Below are 20,081 nucleotides of genomic sequence, written 5' to 3'. Positions count from 1 at the left end.
TGTGGCATGTACGATAAATCGATAACGCCGGAAGGTTGTCCAGCCTGGCGCGGGAGGTCGAGGTCATGAAGAAGCGTCTCGTCGCGATCGGTCTGCTCGTGTCCCTGGCGGCTACCGGAGCGGCCGCCGACAACTGGCATCTGGCCACCGCGCCGACGAAGAAGGAAGCCATGCGCCTGGCGACCGCCGACGCGCGCGCCACGGCGCTGCGGACGCACCTATGCTATCGACCCGCGGCCCTGATCGACCAGTGCGTGAAGGTCGAGGGCGGGTTTCGCTGCCGGGCCGACAGCGCTGAAAGGGTCGGCGTCTGCTATCGCCGCGGTTGGGCGAGCAACGCCAAGACTCCGCTTTTGGCCACGGAGGCCTCGTTCGACGGGCACAGGCGCAACTGGATCCACGAGACGGTCCAACCGCCGCCGGCCCCGACGCCTTTCCCGAACCAGAACTGACCCGCGGCGTCGGAAGACCACAGCGCCGGCTCACGCCAACGGATATTCCCGCTCCAGCCGATAGGCCGAGCCCTCGTGGGTTCGCCAGCTGGAATAGAGGCCGAACCGGTCGACCCTGAGGCTGGGCGAATGCAGCAGGTTGTTGGCCTGGATCCAGGCGCCGACCTCCGGGACGGACGGTCGTTTCAAATAGGCCAGGGTGACGTGTGGAGTATAGAGCCGGCTCTCGGGCTTGAGCTCCACCTCGCGGCAGGCGCGCTCGTTGGCCTTCTGCAGCTGGCGCAGCGGCGCGCTGTCTTCCACCCCGGCCCAGACGGCGTGAATCTCGGCGCCCTCGCCGAAATGGCCGACCCCGGCCAGGGCGAGATCGAAGGCCGGAGCGTCGATCTGCGCCAGGGCCTCATCCAGCTCGGCGGCCACCGGCTCCTGCACGTCGCCGATGAAGCGCAGGGTGATGTGGAATGCCTCCAACGGCCGCCAGCGCGCGCCCTCTATGCCGTGCTGGCGCGTCAACAGGCCTTGGCCGATCTCCGGCGGCACGGCGATGGCGGTGAACAGGCGGATCATCGAGACTAAACGCTCTTGGGCAGGGATTAGGGGCAGGGATTGGGCTGGCGGGCGTGGATGGCGTTGACGGCCTTTTCCAGGTCCTCGGTCCAGGTCACATCGAAGGCGTCGATATTGGTCTTCAGCTGGGCCATCGAGGTCGCCCCGATGATCGTGGCGGTGACGAACGGCCGCGTGTCGCAGAACTTCAGCGCCAGTTGGGCTGGTTCGAGTCCGGCCCGGGCCAGGTCCACATAGGCGCGGAACGCCTCCTGGGCGCCGGGGCCCTCATAGCGCTGCATGCGGTTGTAGAGCGCCTTGCGCGAGCCTTCGGGCAGGGCCCCGTCCAGGTACTTGCCGGTCAGCTGACCCTGGGCCAGGGGCGAATAGGCCAACAGGCCGACCTGCTCGCGCATGGCGATCTCGGCCAGGCCGTATTCGAAGGTGCGGTTGGCCAGGTGGTAGGCGTTCTGGATCGAAGCGATGCGCGGCAAGCCCCCACCCCCGTTTCTTGGGGCCTCGCTCTCGGCCAGGAAGCGCATCACACCCCAAGGGAACTCGTTGGAGACGCCGATATGGCGGATCGAGCCCTTCTTCACATGGGCGTCCAGCGCCTCGAGAATGTCGCCGAACGCCTCGAAATCCTGGTCGTAGTCCTTGTAGGTCTGGCCGCCGAACACCCGCACCTGCCGGTCGGGCCAATGCAGCTGGTAGAGGTCGATATAGTCGGTCTTCAGGCGGCGCAGAGAGCCCTCGATGGCCTCGTCGATCTGCGAGCGAGTCTGGCGGGTGACCGATCCGTCCTTGCGCATCCAGGAGAGGCCGCCGAACGCCGCCCCCTGACCAGCCACCTTGGAGGCCAGCACGATCTCTTGGCGCTTGCCGGTCTTTTCGAACCAGGAGCCGATGTATTCCTCGGTCCGGCCCTGAGTTTCGGCGCTGGGCGGGCTGGCGTACATCTCGGCCGTGTCCCAGAAGGTCACCCCGCGGCCCAGCGCGTAGTCCATCTGCTCGTGGGCTTCCGCTTCGCTGTTCTGCGAGCCCCAGGTCATGGTGCCCAGGCAGCAGCGCGACACCGACACGTCCGTGCGACCCAGCTTGGCGTATTCCATATGAAGCCCCTCGCGCCTTTTTCGTCTCGATGACGTTCTTAAGGGGTCGCGCCGGCAATTGAAAAGCGCCGAGCCTTTCGCGAACGCATACCATGAACGCATTCGAGGGGGATTGCGCGACGGGCCAGGACACCCGATATTTCGAAGGCGTCCATCGTGGGCGCTTTAGCTCAAGGGCTTATTCGATGAACGACTTCAACCGCGGCTACGCGCGCTCGATCCCGGCGGATCGCGCCGACATGTCGGTTGACGCCGGCCTGCGTAGTTTCATGCTTGGCGTCTACAACAAGATGGCGCTGGGCCTTCTGCTGTCGGCCGTCCTGGCCTTCGTGACCAGCTACTATCAACCGGTGGCGAGCACGCTCTACGTGCTGACCCCGGACGGCCGCTTGGCCGGCTTCACCCTGCTGGGCACGGTCCTCCGCTTCGCCCCGCTGGCCATGATGCTGTTCGCCATGTTCGGCATGAGGAACCCGACGGCGCGCTCGTCCGGCATCTTCTACTGGGCGCTGGTGAGCACGATCGGCGCGGGCCTTGGCCTGTGGCTGCTGGTCTATAATGTCCAGTCGGTGTTCGCGACCTTCCTGGTCACCGCCATCGCCTTCGGCGGCCTCAGCCTGTTCGGCTACACCACCAAGAAGGACCTGTCGGGCTTCGGCAGCTTCCTGATCATGGGCCTGATCGGCCTGGTGATCGCGTCGCTGGTCCAAGCCTTCCTGCACCTGCCGGGCCTCAGCTTCATCATCAGCCTGCTGGGCGTGTTCATCTTCGCGGGCCTGACCGCCTACGACACCCAGAACCTGAAGATGACCTACTACCAGCTGGGCGGTGAGCAGCAGTCGATGGCCGTGGCCACCAACTACGGCGCGCTGAACCTCTATCTGAACTTCATCAACCTGTTCCAATTCCTGCTCAGCCTGATGGGCGGCCGCCGCTAAGGCCGGAACAGGATCGAAACGACGAAGCCTCGGCGGGAAACCGCCGGGGCTTTTTCTTTGGCCGCATCGCGCCCACATTGGCGCGGGCGCGATGGAGACGACAATGATCCGAACACTCGGCCTGGCCGCCGTCGCTGCCCTGACCATCGCCGCCGGCGCGCGAGCCGAGACGGTCATTCCGCCCTATCCGTCGGCCGGCAGGACGCCCGTCCTGGCGACGCCTCTGAACCTGAAGCCCGCCGGCCCTGTCGAACTCCGCTACGCCCAGGCGCCGACGCCTCTGCCGCGCGGCGTGGCCAGAACCTCGGTGGAACGGCGCGCGGGCGGCCTCACCGGATCGGCCGGCGTGCTCTGCGGCCTGCAGCCCAACATGGACGACAGCGGCGTTGGCACGGCGCGCGGCTATGACAACGAGGGCCGCTTCGTCGGCGGCAAGCTGGCGTTCTCATTCTAGGGCGGACTCAGTCTACCACCGAGAACTTGCCCTTCTCGAACACCCGCAGCACCTGGGTCAGTTCGTGCCCGCGCTTGAGGATCATGCCGCCCTGTCCCAGCACTGCCCAGGCGCCCTGCTTGCGGGCCAGGGCGGGGCGCTTCTCGACGCGATAGAGCGGCGCCTCGGCCGCGTGGCGGAAGATCGAAAAGATGGCGCAGTCCGACAGGCCGGCGATGCCGTAGTCGCGCCACTCGCCCGCGGCCACCATGCGGCCGTAGAGGCGCATCAGCTGGTCCAGCTCGCGTCGTTCGAAAAAGACGACGCCGCCGACGCCGGAGCCAGACGGGCCGGAACCAGATGGGGAAGTGGGCTGGGAGTCCAAGGCCATCGATGGAATCTAGTCCCAAATCCGAGGATTGGAACAGGCCCGACCGCGAAATGAGGCGCCGCCGCGTTCGTCCGTGTCCGGCCGGTCACGCCCGCCCAAAATGACACTCCCCTGTCATGGTGCGCCTCGATATGACCTTATTTCGGTCCTTCGCCCGCCCCCTTGCGGGTCGATAACAACATCGTCGGCTGATCGGACACCCTGTGGTCCAGGATCCTGAACAGCCCCCCCAGCCCCCCAGATCGCGGGCCGGTCGGCCGACAAACCCTATATCCCCTCCCCCAATGAACCCGCGCGGATCCTCCCCCACCGCGCGGGTTTTTTGCATTCGCGGTCCTGAAAAGGTCGGCCGCATCAGGAACACCACCCGCCCTGAAACGACCTTTGTTTGGTCCAGCCCTCGCCTGGATAGGCCGCGATAAGAAGAACGTCGACGAAGAGCGGACCGGGGTCCTGTCCAGCCCCCCCAGCCCACCCGGTCACGAACGCTCGTCGCCGACACGCAAAAGGAACCCGCGTGGCCCGTCCCCTCCGGCCACGCGGGTTTTTTGTTGTCCGTCGCTCAGAGAAGGGTAGCGCTCAGCGCTCGAGGGTCGTGGTCGTCAGGACGCCCAGGATCCGGCCACCCTTGGCGCCCTGCACCAGGATCACCGTCTCCAGGTCGGGATCGGCGCCCACGGCGGTCGGCAGGCGATACAGCTTGGGCCGGCCGGCCCAAGGGCCCAGCTTGACCAGCTCGCGCACCACGTTGCGGTGGACCAGGGTCTGGCCCTTGTTGTCGCCGCGCTTGATCACGATGTCCTGCTCGCGCGGATCATAGCGCACCAGCCACACCTCGCCGCCGCCACGCGGGGCGGGGGCGGAACCGACGGCGACGCGCGCCTTGCCGACGAACTGCATGTCCGGCGGGTTGAGCGGCGCGCGGGCGGCCGCCTTGATCAGATCCTCGACCGCCTCGGCCTTGGCGCCGGAGGCCTGCACCCGACCACCGACCACCATCTGGGGCGTGGGCACGTCGCGCAGGGCGAACTTCTTGGCGTAGGCGCGCTGGCGCTCGGCGAAGATCGGCTTGGCGAAGGTGTCCTTCCAGCCGAGATAGTCCCAGTAGTCGACCGAATAGGTCAGGGCCAGAACGCCGTCGCGCTTGGAGAGGTCGGCCGCCAGCTGGTTGGCCTTGCCGCAGGACGAGCAGCCCTGGGCGGTGAACAGCTCGACGACGACAGGCGTCTTCGACATCGCCGCGGGCGCCCTCGGAGGCTGGGCCCACGCGGCGGACCCCCACGACAAGGAGACGACGCCGGACAGGGCCAGGCAGAGCAGGGAGAGGGCGGCCTTACGCATTGCGGGTCACTTAAGCCAAGAACGCTCGAGATATCCGTTCACGAGGCCGTGAATGGCTATGTCGGGTGGGGAGAAAACGGGGAGACACCGTTGTCAGGGCCTCCCGCAAAGAAAACGGCCGGCCCCGCGAGGAAGCCGGCCGTCTCATTCAGGCGTCGAACCTCGCGGCTCAGCCGGCCGACTTGGCCAGGTTGCGCAGCACGTAGTTCAGCACGCCGCCGTTCTTGAAGTATTCCAGCTCGGTCGGCGTATCGATGCGGCAGCGGACCGGGAAGCGGGCGATGCGGCCGTCGCTCGGGCGATAGAGCTCGACGATCAGCTGCTTGCGCGGCGACAGGTCCTGCAGGCCACGGATCGAGACGATCTCCTCGCCCGTCAGCTCGAGCTTCTGCCAGCCGTCCTGGACGAACTGCAGCGGCAGCACGCCCATACCGACCAGGTTCGAGCGGTGGATGCGCTCGAAGCTCTCGCAGATCACCGCGCGGACGCCCAGCAGCTTGGTGCCCTTGGCGGCCCAGTCACGCGAGCTGCCGGTGCCGTATTCCTTGCCGCCGAACACGACCGCCGGACGGCCCTCGGCCTGGTACTTCATGGCCGCGTCGTAGATCGACATCACTTCGCCGGTCGGGAAGTGCTTGGTCACGCCGCCTTCGATGTCCGGCGTGATCTTGTTGCGGATGCGGATGTTGGCGAACGTGCCGCGCATCATCACCTGGTGGTTGCCGCGGCGGGCGCCGTAGCCGTTGAAGTCCACCGGCTGCACGCCGTTGTCGATCAGGTACTGGCCGGCCGGGCTGGTGGTCTTGATCGAACCGGCCGGGCTGATGTGGTCGGTGGTGATCGAGTCGCCGAACACGGCCAGGACGCGGGCTTCCACGATGTCGGTGACCGGGGTCGGGGTCATCGAGATGTTCGGGAAGTACGGCGGGTTCTGGACGTAGGTCGAGTCGCCTTCCCAGGCGTAGGTCTGGCCGCCGGTCACCTTGATGCCCTGCCAGTTCTTGTCGCCCTTGAAGACGTCGGCATAGCGAGTGGCGAACATCTTGTCGGTGACGGCCTTGCGCTGCAGGGCCGCGATGTCCTCGTTCGAAGGCCAGATGTCCTTCAGGAAGACGTCGTTACCCTTCTTGTCCTGGCCGATCGGCTGGGTGACCAGGTCGATCTTCATCGTGCCGGCCAGGGCGTAGGCCACCACCAGCGGCGGCGAGGCCAGGTAGTTGGCGCGGACGTCCGGGTTCACGCGGCCTTCGAAGTTGCGGTTGCCCGACAGCACCGAGCAGGCGACCAGATCGTTGTCGTTGATCGTCTTGCTGATGGCTTCCGGCAGCGGGCCCGAATTGCCGATGCAGGTGGTGCAGCCGTAGCCGACCAGGTTGAAGCCCAGGGCGTCCAGCGACTTGGTCAGGCCGGCCTTGGCCAGGTAGTCGGTGACCACCTGCGAGCCGGGGGCCAGCGAGGTCTTCACCCACGGCTTGACCTTCAGGCCCTTGGCGACCGCGTTCTTGGCCAGCAGGCCGGCGGCGATCAGCACCGAGGGGTTGGAGGTGTTGGTGCACGAAGTGATGGCCGCGATGACCACGTCGCCGTGGCCGACGTCGAAGTTCTCGCCGTCCACCGGGGCGCGCAGGTCGGGCTGCTCGGCCTTGCCGAACTCACCGGCCAGCGACTCGGCGAACTTGTACGAGGCTTCCGACAGCAGCACGCGGTCCTGCGGGCGCTTGGGGCCGGCCAGCGACGGCAGCACCGTCGACAGGTCGAGCTCCAGGGTGTCGGTGAAGGTCGGCTCGGGCACGCCCGGCTCCCACCACAGGCCCTGTTCCTTGGCGTAGGCTTCCACCAGGGCGACGCGTTCCGGCGTGCGGCCGGTGCCCTTCAGATAGGCCACGGTCGAGGCGCTGATCGGGAAGAAGCCGCAGGTGGCGCCGTATTCCGGGGCCATGTTGGCGATGGTCGCCTGGTCTTCCAGGGTCAGGTTGGCCAGGGCGTCGCCGTAGAATTCGACGAACTTGCCGACCACGCCCTTCTTGCGCAGCATCTGGGTGACGGTGAGCACCAGGTCGGTGGCCGTCGCGCCTTCCGGCATGGCGCCGGTCAGCTTGAAGCCGATGACTTCCGGGATCAGCATCGGGATCGGCTGGCCCAGCATGGCCGCCTCGGCCTCGATGCCGCCCACGCCCCAGCCCAGAACGGCCAGGCCGTTGACCATGGTCGTGTGGCTGTCGGTGCCGACGACGGTGTCGGGATAGGCGACGTCCTCGCCGTCGACCGTGTTGGTCCAGACGGTCTGAGCCAGGTATTCGAGGTTCACCTGGTGGCAGATGCCGGTGCCGGGGGGCACGACGCGGAAGTTGTTGAACGCCGACGAACCCCAACGCAGGAAGCGGTAGCGCTCCAGGTTGCGCTCGTACTCGCGCTTGACGTTGTTCTCGAACGCCTTCGGGTCGCCGAAGTTGTCGACCATCACCGAGTGGTCGATGACCAGGTCGACGGGGTTCAGCGGGTTGATCTTGGCCGGGTTGGCGCCCAAGGCGACCATGGCGTCGCGCATGGCGGCCAGGTCGACGACGGCGGGCACGCCCGTGAAGTCCTGCATCAGCACGCGGGCCGGGCGGAAGCTGATCTCGTGCTCGACCGCGCCCTTGTTGGCCAGCCAGGCGGCGACGGCCTTCAGGTCGTCTTCGTTGACCGAGACGCCGTCTTCGTTGCGCAGCAGGTTTTCCAGAAGCACCTTCATCGAGACCGGCAGGGACGAAGTTCCGGTCAGACCGGCTTCCTCGGCGGCGCGAAGGCTGTAATAGACGTAAGACTTGCCGCCGACGGTAAGCTCGCGACGGGCTTTCAGGCTGTCCATAGACGCCATTCTCAAGGATCCTTCTCTGTCCACGGCCGCCCGAAAACCGCTCCCGGGATCACGCGCTAATCGGAAGGGACACACAGGTTCCGCCTCCGCGCCGCGTACCACCCATAACGACTGGAGGGGGACGACCGCGCGCTTCTTAGCGCCGCCGTCGCTCAACGTCCATGTCGCGCGCGGGGTCTTGGCGTGTTGAGAGTTGTTCTCATTCAGGATCTGGCGATCACGCGCGGCGAGCGCCGGCTGTTTTCGCACCTGGATCTGACGCTACGGGCTGGCGAGGCGGCGGCGCTGGTCGGGCGCAACGGGGCGGGCAAGACCAGCCTGCTGCGCGCCGTCGCCGGCCTGTTGCGACCGGCCGAGGGGACGGTGAGTTTCGAGGGCGAAACCGGCCCGATCGAGGCCGAAACGGCGCGGGCCGAGCACCTGCACCTGCTGGGTCATCAGGACGGGCTGAAGTCCAGCCGCACGGCTTGGGAGGAACTGCGCTTCCAGGCGCTGTGGACTGGCGGAAGCGAGGCCTCGGCCCAGGCGGCGGCCAAGCGGTTCGACCTCACTCGCCTGCTGGACCTGGAGGTCCGCCGCCTGTCGGCCGGCCAGCGCCGGCGGCTGGCCCTGGCCCGGCTGGCGGCCAGCCCGCGGTCCCTGTGGCTGCTGGACGAGCCGATGGCCCCGCTGGACGCCGGTCAACGCGCGGCGTTCGGCGCGGTCATGGCCGAGCACCTGGCGGCCGGCGGCATGATCCTGGCCTCGGTGCACGACCCGCTGCCGATCCCCGCGCGGTCGGTCGAGGTCGGCGCATGAAGGCGTTCGGCGTCCTCCTGCGGCGAGAGCTGGCCCTGGCCTGGGGCCGCGGCGGCGGTCCGCTGCTGGCCCTGACCTTCTACGCCTGCGTCGTCGTGCTGCTGCCGATGGCCTCGGGCCGCGCGCCAGAGCGCCTGGCCGCCATCGCCCCGGGGATCGCCTGGCTGGCCTTGGCGCTAGCCGCCCTGCTGTCGCTGGAGCGCCTGTTCGAGCGCGACTACGAGGACGGGACCCTGGACCTGCTGGCCCTCGGCCCCGCGCCGCTGGAGGCCGTGGCGGTGGCCAAGTGCCTGGCCCAGTGGCTGGCCACCGGCGCGCCCCTGGCCCTGGCCGCCCCCGTCGCGGCCCTGATGCTGGGCGCGGACCTCAAGGTCATGCCGCTGCTTGTGCTGTGCGCCCTGGCCGGCGGCCTGGCCTTCGCCTTCCTGGGCGGACTGGGCGCCGCCTTGGCGCTGGGCGGCAAGCGCGGCGGCCTGCTGGTGGCGGTGATCGTCCTGCCGCTGTTCGCCCCACCGGTGATCTTCGGGGCCGGGGCGCTGGACGGCTTCTCGGCCGGGCTGCCGTGGACCGGCGGCCTGATGCTGCTGCTGGCCTATTGCGCCGGCGCGGTCGCCCTGTCGCCGCTGGCCATGGGCGCGGCGTGTCGGAATGCGTTGGACTAGGGCGCCAAACCTACGGCGTCGGCGCCACGGTCGCCTGAACCTCGCCCAACGCCGCCTTCCTCTCCCCCAGCACCACCGCGAAGCTGCCGCCGATGATCAGCAGGCCGCCGGCGAACAGGGCCGCCGTCAAGTGGTCGCCGAACAACAGCACGCCGCAGGCCGCGCCGATCAGCGGCTCGATATTGATGAACACCCCGGCGCTGGCGGCCCCGACCTTGGACGCCCCGAACTGCCAGGCGGCGGTGGCCAGCAGGGTCGCCAGCACGCCCTGGGCGAGGACCGCGATCCAGACCGGCGCGCTGAGATCCAGCTTCGGCGCCCCGTGCATGACGAAGGCGATCGGCAGGATGGTGAAGGCCGCCACGATGATCGACACGGCCGGAATGGCCATGGCGTTCGGGGCCGGCGGCGCGCGGCGCAGGGTCAGCAGCCAGGCGAGGAAGATGAACAGCGCGCCGATCGACAGGGCCACGCCATATGGCGAGCTGGCCCCGTCCGGCTTGCCGGCGATCAGGGCCGCGCCCAGGGTCGCCGCCGCGACACCGGCCCACGAGGCCTTGGAGACCTTTTCGCCCAGCACCTTGGCGCTGACCGCGATCAGGGCCGGCATGGCCCCGACCAGCAGGGCCGCGACTGTGACGCTGACATGGGCCAGCCCCTCGAACTGGACCAGGAAGGCCACGCCGTACAGCACGCCCGACAGCAGCACGATCGGCGAGCGGAACAGCGCCCGCACCTCTGGGCGGCGCAAGGCGAACGGCGCCGCGGCCACGGCGGCCACGGCGAACCGCAGCAGCACCATGTGGGCCGCGTCGGTCTCGCTCAGGATCAGCTTGCCGGTCGGAAAGCCCAGGCCCCAGCAGATCCCCGCGAGGGCCAGGGCGACGAAAGCGATCGACTTCATGCGAACTCCGCGCCGTGAAAAAGGTCGGACGGATCGCCTCGCGCGACGCGGCCGCGCGTGCTTTAGACCATCGTGTGTCCCGGAACTGGCAGCTGACATAGCGACGGGGCGCGCCAGCGCAAGCCGGCCCTGTCTAAGGCTGTGTCTCCGGCGCCCGCCAAACATGTAACATTGTTCATCAAGTCGGACATTTTCGCGCCATATCCCGATGGCCAAGCTCCCGTCATCATTACGACAGGGAGCTCACAACCATGCGTAAAACGCTTACCCGCCTGGCGCTCGCCGGCGCCGCCGTCACCGTCCTGGCCGCCGGGACTGCCATGGCCCAGGTTCCTCCGGCGCCGCCGCCTCCGCCCGCCCCGCCCGCACCGCCGATGCCCCCGATGGAGGCCTTGATGGCGATGGGCCCCGGCATGGGCGACATGATGTTCATGCACCACGGCCTCCGCGCCGATCCGGAAAAGCGCGCCCAGCGCCTGCGCGACGTCCTGCAGCTGCGCCCCGATCAGGACCCCGCGCTGAAGGCCTATGTCGAGGCCACCGCGCCGAAGATGATGATCCACAAGGAACAGATCTCGAAGGACAAGGCCGATAAGCCCGGCTTCGACAACAAGGACGGCGACAAGATGGAGTGGGGCGAGGCCAAGCCGCCGACCACGCTGGAGCGTCTCGACCGCATGACCAAGGCCGCCGACGCCATGAAGGCCCGCGCCGAAGCCACCCGCGCCTTCTACACGGCCCTGACCCCCAGCCAGCAGAAGACCTTCGACGTGCTGGGCATGGGCGAAGGTGGCGGCATGGACGGCGATGACCACGTCTTCATCCGCCGCTTCGACACCCGCGCCCCGATCGCCAAGGACGGCGAGCGCAAGGTCATTATCCAGCGCAAGGTCGGCTGACCCCGACCGGCGTATAGAGGCGGCGCGCCTGCACGCGCCGCCTCTTCCCCCTCTTCCTGGCTTCCGTAGAGATACGGCCATTGCCCGCGCCGACGCGCCGCTCTAGAGCGTGATCATGGACGCGCGCCACCCGTTCGATTTCCTGACCAATCCCGAGCGGTTCATGGCCTTCTCGCGATGGGCCGCGCCGTTGCTGGGCGCCCTGTCCGTCGCCGCCGGGATCGCCGGCCTGGTCATGACCTTCCTGGTCCCCGAGGACTATCAGCAGGGCGACACGGTGCGGATGATGTTCATCCACATCCCGGCCGCCTCGATCTCGCTGTTCATCTATGTCTGCCTGGGCGTCGCCAGCTTCCTGGCCCTGGTGTTCCGCCAGGCCCTGGCCGACCTTGCCGCCCAGGCCTGCGCGCCGTTGGGCGCCGCCTACACCGCCCTGGCCCTGATCACCGGCTCGCTGTGGGGCAAGCCGATGTGGGGAACCTGGTGGGTGTGGGACGCTCGCCTGACCTCGGTGCTGGTGCTGCTGCTGTTCTATCTTGGCTACATGGCCCTGCGCGGGGCGCTCGAGGACGAACAGAAGGCCGCGCGCGCCGCGGCGATCCTGGCCCTGGTCGGGCTGATCAACCTGCCGATCGTCAAGTTCTCGGTCGAGTGGTGGAACACCCTGCACCAGGGCTCCTCGACCTTCATGGCCAAACGCGGCGACGGCCTGCCGGCCATCTATGCCTGGCCCTGGGCGCTGATGACCCTGGCCTATCTGGGCGGATTCGGATCGCTGTGGCTGGTGCGCATCCGCGCCCTGGTCTGGCGGCGCAGAGCGCGCAGCCTGGCCATGAAACTGGCGGAGGGCGGCCGATGAGCTTCGACTTCGACGCCGGCAAGTACGCCGTCTATCTGTGGCCGGCCTTCGCGATCTCGGCGCTGGCCTTCGCCTGGATGATCGCCGACAGCCTGCTGACCGCCCGCCGCTGGCGCCGCGAGTTCGAACGCCTCCAAGCAGAGCTGGACGCGGAGAAGGCCGCGTGAAGCGCTGGCTCGCCTTCGCGCCGCTGCTGATCCTGATCGCCCTGGCGGCCCTGTTCGCGGGCTACGCCCTGAAGCGCGACCCGCACGTCCAGCCGCACGCCCTGGTCGGCAAGCCCATGCCGGCCTTGACCTTGCCGGAACTGGACAGCGGCCGGCCAGCGCCGATCCGCGCCGCGACCGAGGGTCCGATCCTGGTCAACTTCTTCGCCTCGTGGTGCGCGCCGTGCGAGGTCGAGCACCCGCAGTTGATGGCCCTGAAGGCGCAGGGCGTGAAGGTGGTCGGCGTCGCCTACAAGGACGCCCCGGCCAATACCCAGGCCTTCCTGACCCGGCGGGGCGACCCTTTCGCCGTGCGCCTGGTCGACCGCGACGGCCGCGCGGGCCTGGAGTTCGGCGTCACCGGCGTGCCGGAGACCTATCTCGTGGGTTCCGACGGCGTGATCCTGGCCAAGCACACCGGCGTGCTGACCCCCGACGCGACGGAAGAACTGCTGAACAAGGCCCGCTAGGCTTCTATTTCACGCACGTCTTGGACGACGCGGCCTGGCGCTCCATGCCCGCGAGCAGGACTTGAGCTTCGGCCTTCGAGACCGGACGCAGCGCGCCCCGCCCATCGGCCACCTGATAGTCGCAGTCGGCAAGCTTGTCCTCGGTCGTGTGACGCTCGACCAGCATCTGGCCGGCGGAGGTCCAGACCGACGTCACGTCCGTCACCAGCACCTGGCGATCCGGCGACCGCATCCAGGTCTCGCCCTTGCCGCCGACCGACATCTGGTAGCCGTTCGGCAGAACCTGCTTGCTCGGCATCATCGAGCCGACCATCGACACGATGAACAGCCCGGCCGCGCCCAGCACGATCAGGAAGATAATCTTCTGCCGGTTCACGGAGTCTCCAGACGCTAGTTTCGCGCAAGGGTGCGCTCTCTGGTCGCGGAGCTATCGCGTTAACGCGGCGTTGACCATACTCGCCGACCTTCCGTTAACCATGATAGACTTCGAGTCATGAGCACCGTCCGTCCCGCCGGTTGGCCGTCCGCACCGTCCAAGCCCGCCTCGACCCCCGCCACGGGTCCGGGCGCCCAGACGCGCGCGGCCTTCTTCCAGGCGGCCCTGACCGACACGGCCCCGGCCCGCCCGGCCGCCGCGCCGTCGACCGTGCAGATGCAGACCCTGGCCCAGCCCCAGCAGCGCCCGGCCCCGCAGAAGCCGTTCGTGCAGCCCGACACCCAGCCGCAGAAGATCCTGCGCCCGGGCTCGCTGCTGAACATCGTGGTCTGAGGCTCCGCCCCAAAAACAACCATGGATTGCTTTCGGCGAAGGTTCTAGGATCTGACGGCCTGGACTGGAGGGACCGTCATGACCAACACCGACCGTTTCTATCAGCAATACACCCGCCACTACGTTCTGACCCGCCGCCCCCTCGCGCCACCGGGGCAGATGGTTCCCACCGCCTTCGGGAACAATTCCACGACCCTGGGGCTGATGCACAACGCGGCGACCGAGATGGGCACGATCACCTATTTTGTCGGCAATGCGGGCAGCTTCTACATTCCGCCGCCAGCGACCGACGCGCCCTATCTCTACCAGCCCATCACCCCTGGCGGCGCCTTGCCTCGCATTCTGATCATCACCGACTTCCACAGCCACTACGAGAACACCGCCAGAGGCATAGGCTCGGCCATGCTGCGCGAAGTGCTGCGGATCGCCGAAACGGCCGATTGCCACTATGTCGGCGTGCAATCGGGCATCAACCACGAGGCCTATAGCGGCCTGGGTTTCGATCTCATCCATCCGGTCGCGGAGACCTGGTGCATTTCGGTGGCGCGACTGCGCTCGCGGCTCTCGCCCCTGCGGCGGTTCCGCGAAGCGCCCTGAGCCTCGGGGATCAGGCCGCCTTCTTGGCGGCCTTGTCCTTCTTGGGCTTCTTTTCCTTCTTCACCTTCTCGGCCTTCGGCGCCTTGGCCTTCTTCGGCTTGGACTCGGCCTCGGCCGGGTGCAGCTCGGCGCCGGCCATGTCGGAGAGCAGGTCGAGGAAGCCCTCGCGCTTACCAGGCTTGAGCAGGGCCAGGATGCGGGCGTCGGCCATCGACACCATCGGACGGATGGCCTCCAGCGCCTCGCGGCCGGCGTCGGTCAGGCGGACGCTGTTGGCGCGGGCGTCCTCGCTGGAACGCTGGCGCTCCAGGTGGCCCTTGGTGATCATCCGGGCGACCATGTCGGCCAGGGTCGAACGGTCGATACCGGTGGCCCGGACCAGGGCCGTCTGGGTGACGCCTTCGTTCTCGGCCACGGCGGCCAGCACGGCGAACTGGCGCTGGGTGACCCCCGCCTCGCCGCACTCTTCGGCATAGATGTCGAGGGCCAGTTGCAGGACCCGATGAAGGAGATGGCTGGGCGAACGCTCCAGCAAGCCCCCGACCGCCTTGTCGCCCTTGCTCTTGGCCATGCTCGCCCCCTGTCCGCGCGGCCGTCGCTCGGCCGACGGACAAAGGCTAGCACCGGAACACGTCGGTTTGACGACAACGGTCCGTGGACGGTGGAAACTAGAAGCCGGCGTCCGGAGGCTCCACGGCGGCGGGCTCGTCGCCCTTGGCCATGTGCTTGATCATGAACGGCAGCTGGGTGGCGACAAAGACCAGCGCCAGAGGCAGCAGGCCGAGGCGGAACTTCACCCAGGTGTCGGTGCCTTGTGTGTTGCGGACGATCTCGTTCAGCACCGCGACCACGCCGAAATAGCCGCCATAGCGCAGGGTCAGGGTCCGCCAGGCGGCGTCGGGCAGGTGCAGGGCCTCGCCCATGATCAGCTTCAGCGGCTGGCGTCCGGTCAGCACGCCGCCGAACAGGAAGCCGGCCAGGGCCAGGTTGATCACCGTGACCTTGATCTTCACGAACACGTCGGAGTGGAACACCAGGCCCAGGGTCCCGAAGATCAGGGCCATGCCGCCGAAGAACAGAGGCAGCAGGGCCAGGCGGCGCTCGACCGCGAAGCCGATCGCCAGGGCCGCGGCCGAGGCGGCCACCAGCACCCAGGTCGCCTTCTGGAAGTCCTTGGTGATGAAATAGGCCGCGCCGAACGCGATCGCCGCGCCGTAGTCGACGACCGTCCGCACCCAGCCGTTGTTCTTCTTCGGAGCCTCGACCAGTTCGTTCACGGATCAGTCCTTCAGGCCGACGAGGGAGCGCGAGAAGGCGCGGGCGTCGAACGGTTGCAGGTCCTCGACCCCCTCGCCCACCCCGATCAGCTTGATCGGACTGTCGGAGGCGCGGGCCACCGGCACCAGCACCCCGCCGCGCGCGGTGCCGTCCAACTTGGTCATGACAATTCCGGAGACGCCGACCTGGTTGCCGAAGATCTTCTCCTGGGCCAGGGCGTTGCGGCCGACGGTAGCGTCCAGCACGAGGAGGGTCTCGTGCGGATAGTCGGGATCGACCTTCTTCACCACGCGGATGACCTTGAGCAGCTCGTCCATCAGGCCCTGCTTGTTCTGCAGACGGCCGGCGGTGTCGATCAGCACGACGTCGTAGTGCTCGGCCTTGGCGCGCTCGACGGCCTCGTAGGCCAGGGCGGCGGCGTCCGAGCCCGTGGGCTTGGCCATGAAGTCGGCCCCGGCCCGGTCGGCCCAGACCTTCAGCTGCTCGACGGCGGCGGCGCGGAAGGTGTCGCCGGCGGCGATCAGCACGCGGGCGCCCTTCTCGGTCAGGTCAGCGGCGATCTTGCCCAGGGTGGTGGTCTTGCCCGAGCCGTTGACGCCGATGAACAGCACCACATAGGGGCGCGGGCCGGCCAGCGGGTCGAAGCTGCCCTGGCGGTCGGCCAGCTCGGCGGCGATCAGCTCGGCCAGGGCCTCTTTGACCTCGTCGTCGCTGGACGACTTGCCGAAGCGCGCCTTGCCGAAGGCTTCGGTGATGCGGGCGGCGATCTGCGGGCCGAGGTCGGCCTCGATCAGCATCTCTTCCAGCGCGTCCAGCTGCTCCTGGTCCAGGGGCCTCTTGGTGAAGACCCCCGTGACCTGCTCGGTCATCTGCTGGGAGGACCGGGTCAGGCCGGACGTCAGGCGCTGGAACCAGCCTTTTTTCTGCTCGGGCTTGTCGCTCATCCGCGCCCCTTTAGTCGAACGGGCGAAAGTGTAAATCGGATATTACCGCGCCATGGTTCACGGACGCGGGGCTGTCATGGCATGTACGGGCATGGACGTGCACCTGGACCCCCTCGGAACCGCGCTTTTCTGGCTCGACTACGCCGCCGCGGCGGTTTTCGGGGCAACGGGCGCCCTCGCGGCGGCTCGGCGCAAGCACGACATCATCACCTTCGGATTCTTCGCGGCGATCACCGGGGTGGGCGGCGGGACCCTGCGCGACCTGCTGATCGGCGCGCCGGTGTTCTGGGTGCAGCGGCCCGGCTACATCCTGGCCTGCCTGGCCGCCGCCACGGTGGTCTGGCTGCTGGGCAAGCGCGGCTGGCGGTTCCGGGCCTTGCTGTGGCTGGACGCCCTGGGCATGGCCGCCTACGCCGTGGTCGGCACGGCCAAGGCGCTCAGCCTGGGCGTCCATCCGTTCAGCGCGGTGGTGATGGGTGTCCTGACCACCGCGTTCGGCGGCGTGATCCGCGACGTGCTGGCCGAGGAGCCGAACCTGCTGCTGCGCCGCGAGATCTACATCACCGCGGCCCTGCTGGGCGCGGGGGTGTTCGCGGTGCTGCAGCTGCTGGGCGCGCCGTTCTGGCCGGCGGGGATCGCGGGGTTCGTGGCGGCCTTCGGGTTGCGGGCGTGCGCGTTGAAACTGGGGTGGAGCTTGCCGGGGTTCGCTGGGGGAGACGAGACCAGCGCCGAATAGCGATCACTTGCCCCCTCCGCGCCTTCGGCGCTCCTCCCCCGGAGGGGGAAGAAGGACCAACCTTCCGCCCGCCTTTGGGGGCGGACGACCTGCGAAGCAGGTCAGGTGGGGGGAGTATCGAAATCCGGATGCTGCCGCGACACCACCGCCCCACTCGGCCCCAGCGCCGGGCGCACCGGCATCTCCGCGAGGTGATCCATCCACGCCGGTCGGCTGTCCGGCTCCAATTGCACCGCCGGCTCCACCGCCGACGGATCATCGAACGCGAACACCGCCAGGTCGATGCGATCGTCGCTCCACTCATAGGTCAGCGGCGTGCCGCAGGCGGCGCAGAAGCCGCGCTGGATCTTGTCCGAGCTCTGGAAGGTCGAGCGCTGGCCCCGCGTCCAGGTCAGCTGGTCGACATTGACGGTCACCAGCGCCCCGAACGGCCCCGCGAAGGCCTTCTGGCACATTCGGCACCAGCAGATCGAAGCCCGCTGAGGTTCGCCCTCGACCCGGAACCGCACCGCGCCGCACTGGCAGCCGCCACTCAATCCATTCCGATCCTGGCCCATCGCCCTACTCCCTGGGTGTCAGCCTGAAGGTCACCTTGTAGCCGTCGTGGTCCGACAGCACCGGCTCGCCCGCGCCATCGAACGTGGCCTCGACCGCGACCGGGATCACCTCGACCGCGTCGCCGCTGAGGAAGCCAATCAGGTCCTGGGTGTCCAGCCAAGGGGCGTCGCCGTCGTACGAGATCTGGGTGTCGCAGGTCTTGGGCCGCTCGTGGCACCAGCGGCTGACCACCTCGAACGGATAGTCGCTCATCACGTGGTCGAAGCGGTCGGCCGAGTGCATGATGTTGAAGTCACCGCCGACGATCAGCGGCGCGCCCGGCGTGCGGTCCGCCTGCATGAAGCGCTTCAGCTCGTCGGCCTGCAGGTGGTGGGCGGCCGTCGCCCGGCTGCGCGGCACGCCCGAGGCGCCCTTGGAATTGAGGTGGGTGTCGGCGATCTCGACCGGGACCGGCAGGCCGGGAACCTGGATCGCCGCCAGCATCACGCCCTTGTTGGCCAGGCAGTCGAGCCCGGCGCAGTAGCGATAGGCGTGCGACTTGACCCATTCGATCGGATGATCGGACAGCACCCACAGGCCGCTGGAACCCCACTTGCCCAAGCCCTCGCCCTTGCGGCGGTACTTCACGCGCCGGAAGTCCGGACGCTCACCTTTGGTGAAATAGTTCGGATCGCGCTGGCCCTTGCGCGGTCCCCGGGCGACGAACGGATAGCCGCTCTCGTCGATCAGGTCCCAGACCTCGTCGCGGAAGCCTTCCTGGATCAGCACGACGTCGGGCGCCTGGCCCTTGGCGCGCATGGCGGCCAGCTCGTGGCCGATCTGTTTCAGCGCTGTCCCGCGACCGCTGCGGACCGGCCACGGCAGGCCCTCGACATTGTAGGTCATCACGCTGAGCGTCACGGATTTGGGCGAAGCCGCGACGTCGTCAGCGTGCGCCGGCACGCCGGCCACCAAGGCCAGCGCCACAAGCGCGGAGGCGAAAGCCTGCCGGCTCAGGCGGCTCGCTCCGCCAGGACGTGCGCGCCATCGTGGCCCGTCACAGTGAAGGCGACGATCTGGCCCAAGGGCGCCTCGCCCTCGAAACGGATTTCGGTGAAGTCGTCGGCCCGCGCCACGCCCTCGCGTTCGACCAGGCCTGACAGGGTGCGGCCGACCTGGCGCTGCAGGTGGCGCTCCAGGCCGCGCTGGCCGGCTTCGCGCAGGCGGCGGGCGCGGTCCTTGATCAGCGGTCCCTTGACCGGCGGCATCCGCGCGGCGGGCGTTCCGGGCCGGGCGCTGTAGGGGAAGACGTGCAGGAAGGCGAGACCCGCCTCCTCGACCAGCTTCAGGGTGTTCTCGAACGCCTCCTCGGTCTCGGTCGGGAAGCCGGCGATCAGGTCGGCGCCGAAGGCGGTGTCGGGGCGCACGCGGCGCACCTCGGACACCAGCTTCAGGGCGTCCTCGCGGCTATGGCGGCGCTTCATGCGCTTGAGGATCATGTTGTCGCCGGCCTGCAAGGACAGGTGCAGGTAGGGCATCAGGCGCGGCTCGGTCTCGAGCAGCCTGAATAGGTCGGGATCGATCTCGGCCGCGTCGATCGACGACAGGCGCAGGCGCGGCAGGTCCGGGACCATGCGCAGGATCCGTCCGACCAGTTGGCCCAGCGTGGGTTGCCCCGGCAGGTCGGCGCCCCACGAGGTGACGTCGACGCCGGTCAGCACCACTTCGCGATAGCCCTCGGCGGCCAGCTTGCGGACCTGCTCGACGACTTCGCCGGCCGGGGCCGAGCGCGAGTTTCCGCGGCCATAGGGGATGATGCAGAAGGTGCAGCGGTGGTCGCAGCCGTTCTGGACCTCGACATAGGCACGCGCCCGGTCCTTGAGGCCGTCGATCAGGTGACCGGCGGTCTCCTTGATCGACATGATGTCGTTGACCCGCACGCGGGTGGAGGTGTCGAGCAGGGCTCCGGGCGCGGCCTTCTCGGCATTGCCCAGCACGAGGTCGACCTCGGGCATGGCGGCGAAGGCGGCCGGGTCGATCTGGGCGGCGCAGCCGGTGACGATCAGCCGGGCGTCCGGCCGCTCGCGGCGGGCCTTGCGGATCGCCTGGCGCGCCTGGCGCACGGCCTCGTTGGTCACGGCGCAGGTGTTGAACACTACCGCGTCGGCCAGGCCGTCGGCCGCGGCGCGCGCGCGGATGGCCTCGCTCTCATAGGCGTTCAGCCGGCAGCCGAAGGTGACGACGTCGACGCCGTCCGGGCCGGAGGAAACGACGGCCGGACCGCCCTCCTCCCCAATCTCGGGCTTGGGCTTCGGCGTCGCCGCGATGACGGTGTAGGTCCCCATGGCC

The 20,081-nt window shown here is 68.5% G+C and carries 25 protein-coding genes; 12 read left to right on the top strand and 13 right to left on the bottom strand.

The features are described from left to right. Positions 1-65: 65 nt before the first annotated feature. Positions 66-452: a hypothetical protein gene (locus tag ASC70_RS20240; protein WP_156396271.1), complete on the top strand. Its 387-nt coding sequence runs from the start codon at positions 66-68 to the stop codon at positions 450-452. Positions 453-482: 30 nt separating this feature from the next. Here ASC70_RS20240 and thpR read toward each other — a convergent pair whose 3' ends face one another. Beyond that, the gene (gene thpR, locus ASC70_RS20235) at positions 483-1,019 is read right to left on the bottom strand and encodes an RNA 2',3'-cyclic phosphodiesterase (protein WP_056053845.1); all 537 of its coding nucleotides are present in this window, start codon (positions 1,017-1,019) and stop codon (positions 483-485) included. A 26-nt stretch (positions 1,020-1,045) separates the two neighbouring features. Next, positions 1,046-2,110: an aldo/keto reductase gene (locus ASC70_RS20230; RefSeq protein ID WP_056053842.1), complete on the bottom strand. Its 1,065-nt coding sequence runs from the start codon at positions 2,108-2,110 to the stop codon at positions 1,046-1,048. 185 nt (positions 2,111-2,295) lie between these two features. On the opposite strand from ASC70_RS20230, the gene ASC70_RS20225 reads away from it, so the two are divergent. Together ASC70_RS20225 and ASC70_RS20220 are read left to right on the top strand one after the other, a co-directional pair. Continuing rightward, a complete protein-coding gene (locus tag ASC70_RS20225) occupies positions 2,296-3,048 on the top strand; it encodes a Bax inhibitor-1/YccA family protein (RefSeq protein WP_056053840.1) in 753 nt (250 codons plus the stop codon). A gap of 103 nt (positions 3,049-3,151) precedes the next feature. Then, complete coding sequence (locus tag ASC70_RS20220) at positions 3,152-3,502, top strand: hypothetical protein (RefSeq protein ID WP_235519467.1); 351 nt, start codon at positions 3,152-3,154, stop codon at positions 3,500-3,502. Between the two features lie 7 nt (positions 3,503-3,509). Here ASC70_RS20220 and ASC70_RS20215 read toward each other — a convergent pair whose 3' ends face one another. The 3 genes from ASC70_RS20215 to acnA form a co-directional block, all read right to left on the bottom strand. Beyond that, positions 3,510-3,872 carry a DUF2794 domain-containing protein gene (locus ASC70_RS20215; protein ID WP_056053833.1) on the bottom strand — a complete coding sequence of 121 codons (363 nt, stop codon included), beginning with the start codon at positions 3,870-3,872 and terminating at the stop codon, positions 3,510-3,512. A 579-nt stretch (positions 3,873-4,451) separates the two neighbouring features. Further along, complete coding sequence (locus tag ASC70_RS20210) at positions 4,452-5,213, bottom strand: thioredoxin family protein (RefSeq protein WP_056053830.1); 762 nt, start codon at positions 5,211-5,213, stop codon at positions 4,452-4,454. A 169-nt stretch (positions 5,214-5,382) separates the two neighbouring features. Continuing rightward, positions 5,383-8,073 carry an aconitate hydratase AcnA gene (gene acnA, locus ASC70_RS20205; RefSeq protein WP_056053827.1) on the bottom strand — a complete coding sequence of 897 codons (2,691 nt, stop codon included), beginning with the start codon at positions 8,071-8,073 and terminating at the stop codon, positions 5,383-5,385. A 183-nt stretch (positions 8,074-8,256) separates the two neighbouring features. On the opposite strand from acnA, the gene ccmA reads away from it, so the two are divergent. Both ccmA and ccmB read left to right on the top strand, forming a co-directional pair. Continuing rightward, positions 8,257-8,871 carry a heme ABC exporter ATP-binding protein CcmA gene (gene ccmA, locus ASC70_RS20200; RefSeq protein ID WP_056053825.1) on the top strand — a complete coding sequence of 205 codons (615 nt, stop codon included), beginning with the start codon at positions 8,257-8,259 and terminating at the stop codon, positions 8,869-8,871. After that, positions 8,868-9,533: a heme exporter protein CcmB gene (ccmB, locus tag ASC70_RS20195; RefSeq protein ID WP_056053821.1), complete on the top strand. Its 666-nt coding sequence runs from the start codon at positions 8,868-8,870 to the stop codon at positions 9,531-9,533. The genes ccmA and ccmB overlap by 4 nt, the downstream gene beginning before the upstream one ends. Before the next feature lie 10 nt (positions 9,534-9,543). Here the strand turns inward: ccmB and ASC70_RS20190 are convergent, their stop codons facing one another. Then, on the bottom strand, positions 9,544-10,437 hold the full coding sequence (locus ASC70_RS20190; RefSeq protein ID WP_056053816.1) for a DMT family transporter: 894 nt from the start codon (positions 10,435-10,437) through the stop codon (positions 9,544-9,546). A gap of 251 nt (positions 10,438-10,688) precedes the next feature. Here ASC70_RS20190 and ASC70_RS20185 point away from each other — a divergent pair, with 251 nt between their 5' ends. The 4 genes from ASC70_RS20185 to ASC70_RS20170 all read left to right on the top strand — a co-directional run bounded on the left by ASC70_RS20185 (position 10,689) and on the right by ASC70_RS20170 (position 12,871). Further along, on the top strand, positions 10,689-11,336 hold the full coding sequence (locus ASC70_RS20185; RefSeq protein WP_056053813.1) for a Spy/CpxP family protein refolding chaperone: 648 nt from the start codon (positions 10,689-10,691) through the stop codon (positions 11,334-11,336). Positions 11,337-11,451: 115 nt separating this feature from the next. Then, positions 11,452-12,195 (top strand): heme ABC transporter permease CcmC, encoded by a 744-nt coding sequence (ccmC, locus tag ASC70_RS20180; RefSeq protein WP_056053811.1) that lies wholly within the window; start codon positions 11,452-11,454, stop codon positions 12,193-12,195. Then, the gene (ccmD, locus tag ASC70_RS20175) at positions 12,192-12,362 is read left to right on the top strand and encodes a heme exporter protein CcmD (protein ID WP_056053808.1); all 171 of its coding nucleotides are present in this window, start codon (positions 12,192-12,194) and stop codon (positions 12,360-12,362) included. Before ccmC ends, ccmD begins: the two co-directional genes overlap by 4 nt. Beyond that, positions 12,359-12,871, top strand: a complete 513-nt coding sequence (locus ASC70_RS20170; protein WP_056053807.1) for a DsbE family thiol:disulfide interchange protein — start codon at positions 12,359-12,361, stop codon at positions 12,869-12,871. Before ccmD ends, ASC70_RS20170 begins: the two co-directional genes overlap by 4 nt. A 4-nt stretch (positions 12,872-12,875) precedes the next feature. Here the strand turns inward: ASC70_RS20170 and ASC70_RS20165 are convergent, their stop codons facing one another. Then, positions 12,876-13,247, bottom strand: coding sequence for a hypothetical protein (locus ASC70_RS20165; protein WP_056053804.1), 372 nt, complete (start codon positions 13,245-13,247; stop codon positions 12,876-12,878). Positions 13,248-13,364: 117 nt separating this feature from the next. Here ASC70_RS20165 and ASC70_RS20160 point away from each other — a divergent pair, with 117 nt between their 5' ends. Both ASC70_RS20160 and ASC70_RS20155 read left to right on the top strand, forming a co-directional pair. Then, a complete protein-coding gene (locus tag ASC70_RS20160; protein WP_047404033.1) occupies positions 13,365-13,640 on the top strand; it encodes a hypothetical protein in 276 nt (91 codons plus the stop codon). 78 nt (positions 13,641-13,718) lie between these two features. Beyond that, positions 13,719-14,237: a hypothetical protein gene (locus ASC70_RS20155; RefSeq protein ID WP_056053801.1), complete on the top strand. Its 519-nt coding sequence runs from the start codon at positions 13,719-13,721 to the stop codon at positions 14,235-14,237. 10 nt (positions 14,238-14,247) lie between these two features. Here the strand turns inward: ASC70_RS20155 and ASC70_RS20150 are convergent, their stop codons facing one another. The 3 genes from ASC70_RS20150 to ftsY all read right to left on the bottom strand — a co-directional run bounded on the left by ASC70_RS20150 (position 14,248) and on the right by ftsY (position 16,459). Next, positions 14,248-14,808 carry a MarR family winged helix-turn-helix transcriptional regulator gene (locus ASC70_RS20150; protein ID WP_056053799.1) on the bottom strand — a complete coding sequence of 187 codons (561 nt, stop codon included), beginning with the start codon at positions 14,806-14,808 and terminating at the stop codon, positions 14,248-14,250. Positions 14,809-14,905: 97 nt separating this feature from the next. After that, positions 14,906-15,514, bottom strand: a complete 609-nt coding sequence (locus ASC70_RS20145) for an inner membrane-spanning protein YciB (RefSeq protein ID WP_056053796.1) — start codon at positions 15,512-15,514, stop codon at positions 14,906-14,908. Between the two features lie 3 nt (positions 15,515-15,517). Then, a complete protein-coding gene (ftsY, locus tag ASC70_RS20140) occupies positions 15,518-16,459 on the bottom strand; it encodes a signal recognition particle-docking protein FtsY (RefSeq protein ID WP_047404039.1) in 942 nt (313 codons plus the stop codon). Positions 16,460-16,550: 91 nt separating this feature from the next. Here ftsY and ASC70_RS20135 point away from each other — a divergent pair, with 91 nt between their 5' ends. After that, the gene (locus ASC70_RS20135) at positions 16,551-17,195 is read left to right on the top strand and encodes a trimeric intracellular cation channel family protein (RefSeq protein WP_082539528.1); all 645 of its coding nucleotides are present in this window, start codon (positions 16,551-16,553) and stop codon (positions 17,193-17,195) included. Positions 17,196-17,296: 101 nt separating this feature from the next. Here the strand turns inward: ASC70_RS20135 and ASC70_RS20130 are convergent, their stop codons facing one another. The 3 genes from ASC70_RS20130 to mtaB are packed head-to-tail and all read right to left on the bottom strand — an operon-like array spanning position 17,297 to position 20,077. After that, positions 17,297-17,752, bottom strand: a complete 456-nt coding sequence (locus ASC70_RS20130) for a GFA family protein (RefSeq protein WP_056053790.1) — start codon at positions 17,750-17,752, stop codon at positions 17,297-17,299. 4 nt (positions 17,753-17,756) lie between these two features. Beyond that, on the bottom strand, positions 17,757-18,695 hold the full coding sequence (locus tag ASC70_RS20125; protein WP_235519465.1) for an endonuclease/exonuclease/phosphatase family protein: 939 nt from the start codon (positions 18,693-18,695) through the stop codon (positions 17,757-17,759). Positions 18,696-18,745: 50 nt separating this feature from the next. Beyond that, positions 18,746-20,077, bottom strand: a complete 1,332-nt coding sequence (mtaB, locus tag ASC70_RS20120; RefSeq protein ID WP_056053784.1) for a tRNA (N(6)-L-threonylcarbamoyladenosine(37)-C(2))-methylthiotransferase MtaB — start codon at positions 20,075-20,077, stop codon at positions 18,746-18,748. Positions 20,078-20,081: the final 4 nt, after the last annotated feature.

The organism is Caulobacter sp. Root343, assembly GCF_001425745.1.
In the GTDB taxonomy this organism is placed as follows: domain Bacteria; phylum Pseudomonadota; class Alphaproteobacteria; order Caulobacterales; family Caulobacteraceae; genus Caulobacter.
The sequence above is the reverse complement of the archived record's forward strand: the minus strand, read 5'-3'. Positions and strand labels throughout refer to the sequence as shown.

Bases quoted from the DNA above. Each gene is read 5' to 3' on its own strand.
- ccmD (WP_056053808.1), top strand. From the start codon at position 12,192: ATGAGCTTCGACTTCGACGCCGGCAAGTACGCCGTCTATCTGTGGCCG.
- ftsY (WP_047404039.1), bottom strand. From the start codon at position 16,459: ATGAGCGACAAGCCCGAGCAGAAAAAAGGCTGGTTCCAGCGCCTGACG.
- thpR (WP_056053845.1), bottom strand. From the start codon at position 1,019: ATGATCCGCCTGTTCACCGCCATCGCCGTGCCGCCGGAGATCGGCCAA.
- mtaB (WP_056053784.1), bottom strand. From the start codon at position 20,077: ATGGGGACCTACACCGTCATCGCGGCGACGCCGAAGCCCAAGCCCGAG.
- ASC70_RS20150 (WP_056053799.1), bottom strand. From the start codon at position 14,808: ATGGCCAAGAGCAAGGGCGACAAGGCGGTCGGGGGCTTGCTGGAGCGT.
- ASC70_RS20130 (WP_056053790.1), bottom strand. From the start codon at position 17,752: ATGGGCCAGGATCGGAATGGATTGAGTGGCGGCTGCCAGTGCGGCGCG.
- ASC70_RS20135 (WP_082539528.1), top strand. From the start codon at position 16,551: ATGGACGTGCACCTGGACCCCCTCGGAACCGCGCTTTTCTGGCTCGAC.
- ASC70_RS20160 (WP_047404033.1), top strand. From the start codon at position 13,365: ATGAGCACCGTCCGTCCCGCCGGTTGGCCGTCCGCACCGTCCAAGCCC.
- ASC70_RS20230 (WP_056053842.1), bottom strand. From the start codon at position 2,110: ATGGAATACGCCAAGCTGGGTCGCACGGACGTGTCGGTGTCGCGCTGC.
- ASC70_RS20210 (WP_056053830.1), bottom strand. From the start codon at position 5,213: ATGCGTAAGGCCGCCCTCTCCCTGCTCTGCCTGGCCCTGTCCGGCGTC.
- ccmB (WP_056053821.1), top strand. From the start codon at position 8,868: ATGAAGGCGTTCGGCGTCCTCCTGCGGCGAGAGCTGGCCCTGGCCTGG.
- ASC70_RS20185 (WP_056053813.1), top strand. From the start codon at position 10,689: ATGCGTAAAACGCTTACCCGCCTGGCGCTCGCCGGCGCCGCCGTCACC.
- acnA (WP_056053827.1), bottom strand. From the start codon at position 8,073: ATGGCGTCTATGGACAGCCTGAAAGCCCGTCGCGAGCTTACCGTCGGC.
- ASC70_RS20190 (WP_056053816.1), bottom strand. From the start codon at position 10,437: ATGAAGTCGATCGCTTTCGTCGCCCTGGCCCTCGCGGGGATCTGCTGG.
- ASC70_RS20220 (WP_235519467.1), top strand. From the start codon at position 3,152: ATGATCCGAACACTCGGCCTGGCCGCCGTCGCTGCCCTGACCATCGCC.
- ASC70_RS20215 (WP_056053833.1), bottom strand. From the start codon at position 3,872: ATGGCCTTGGACTCCCAGCCCACTTCCCCATCTGGTTCCGGCCCGTCT.
- ASC70_RS20155 (WP_056053801.1), top strand. From the start codon at position 13,719: ATGACCAACACCGACCGTTTCTATCAGCAATACACCCGCCACTACGTT.
- ASC70_RS20225 (WP_056053840.1), top strand. From the start codon at position 2,296: ATGAACGACTTCAACCGCGGCTACGCGCGCTCGATCCCGGCGGATCGC.
- ccmC (WP_056053811.1), top strand. From the start codon at position 11,452: ATGGACGCGCGCCACCCGTTCGATTTCCTGACCAATCCCGAGCGGTTC.
- ASC70_RS20240 (WP_156396271.1), top strand. From the start codon at position 66: ATGAAGAAGCGTCTCGTCGCGATCGGTCTGCTCGTGTCCCTGGCGGCT.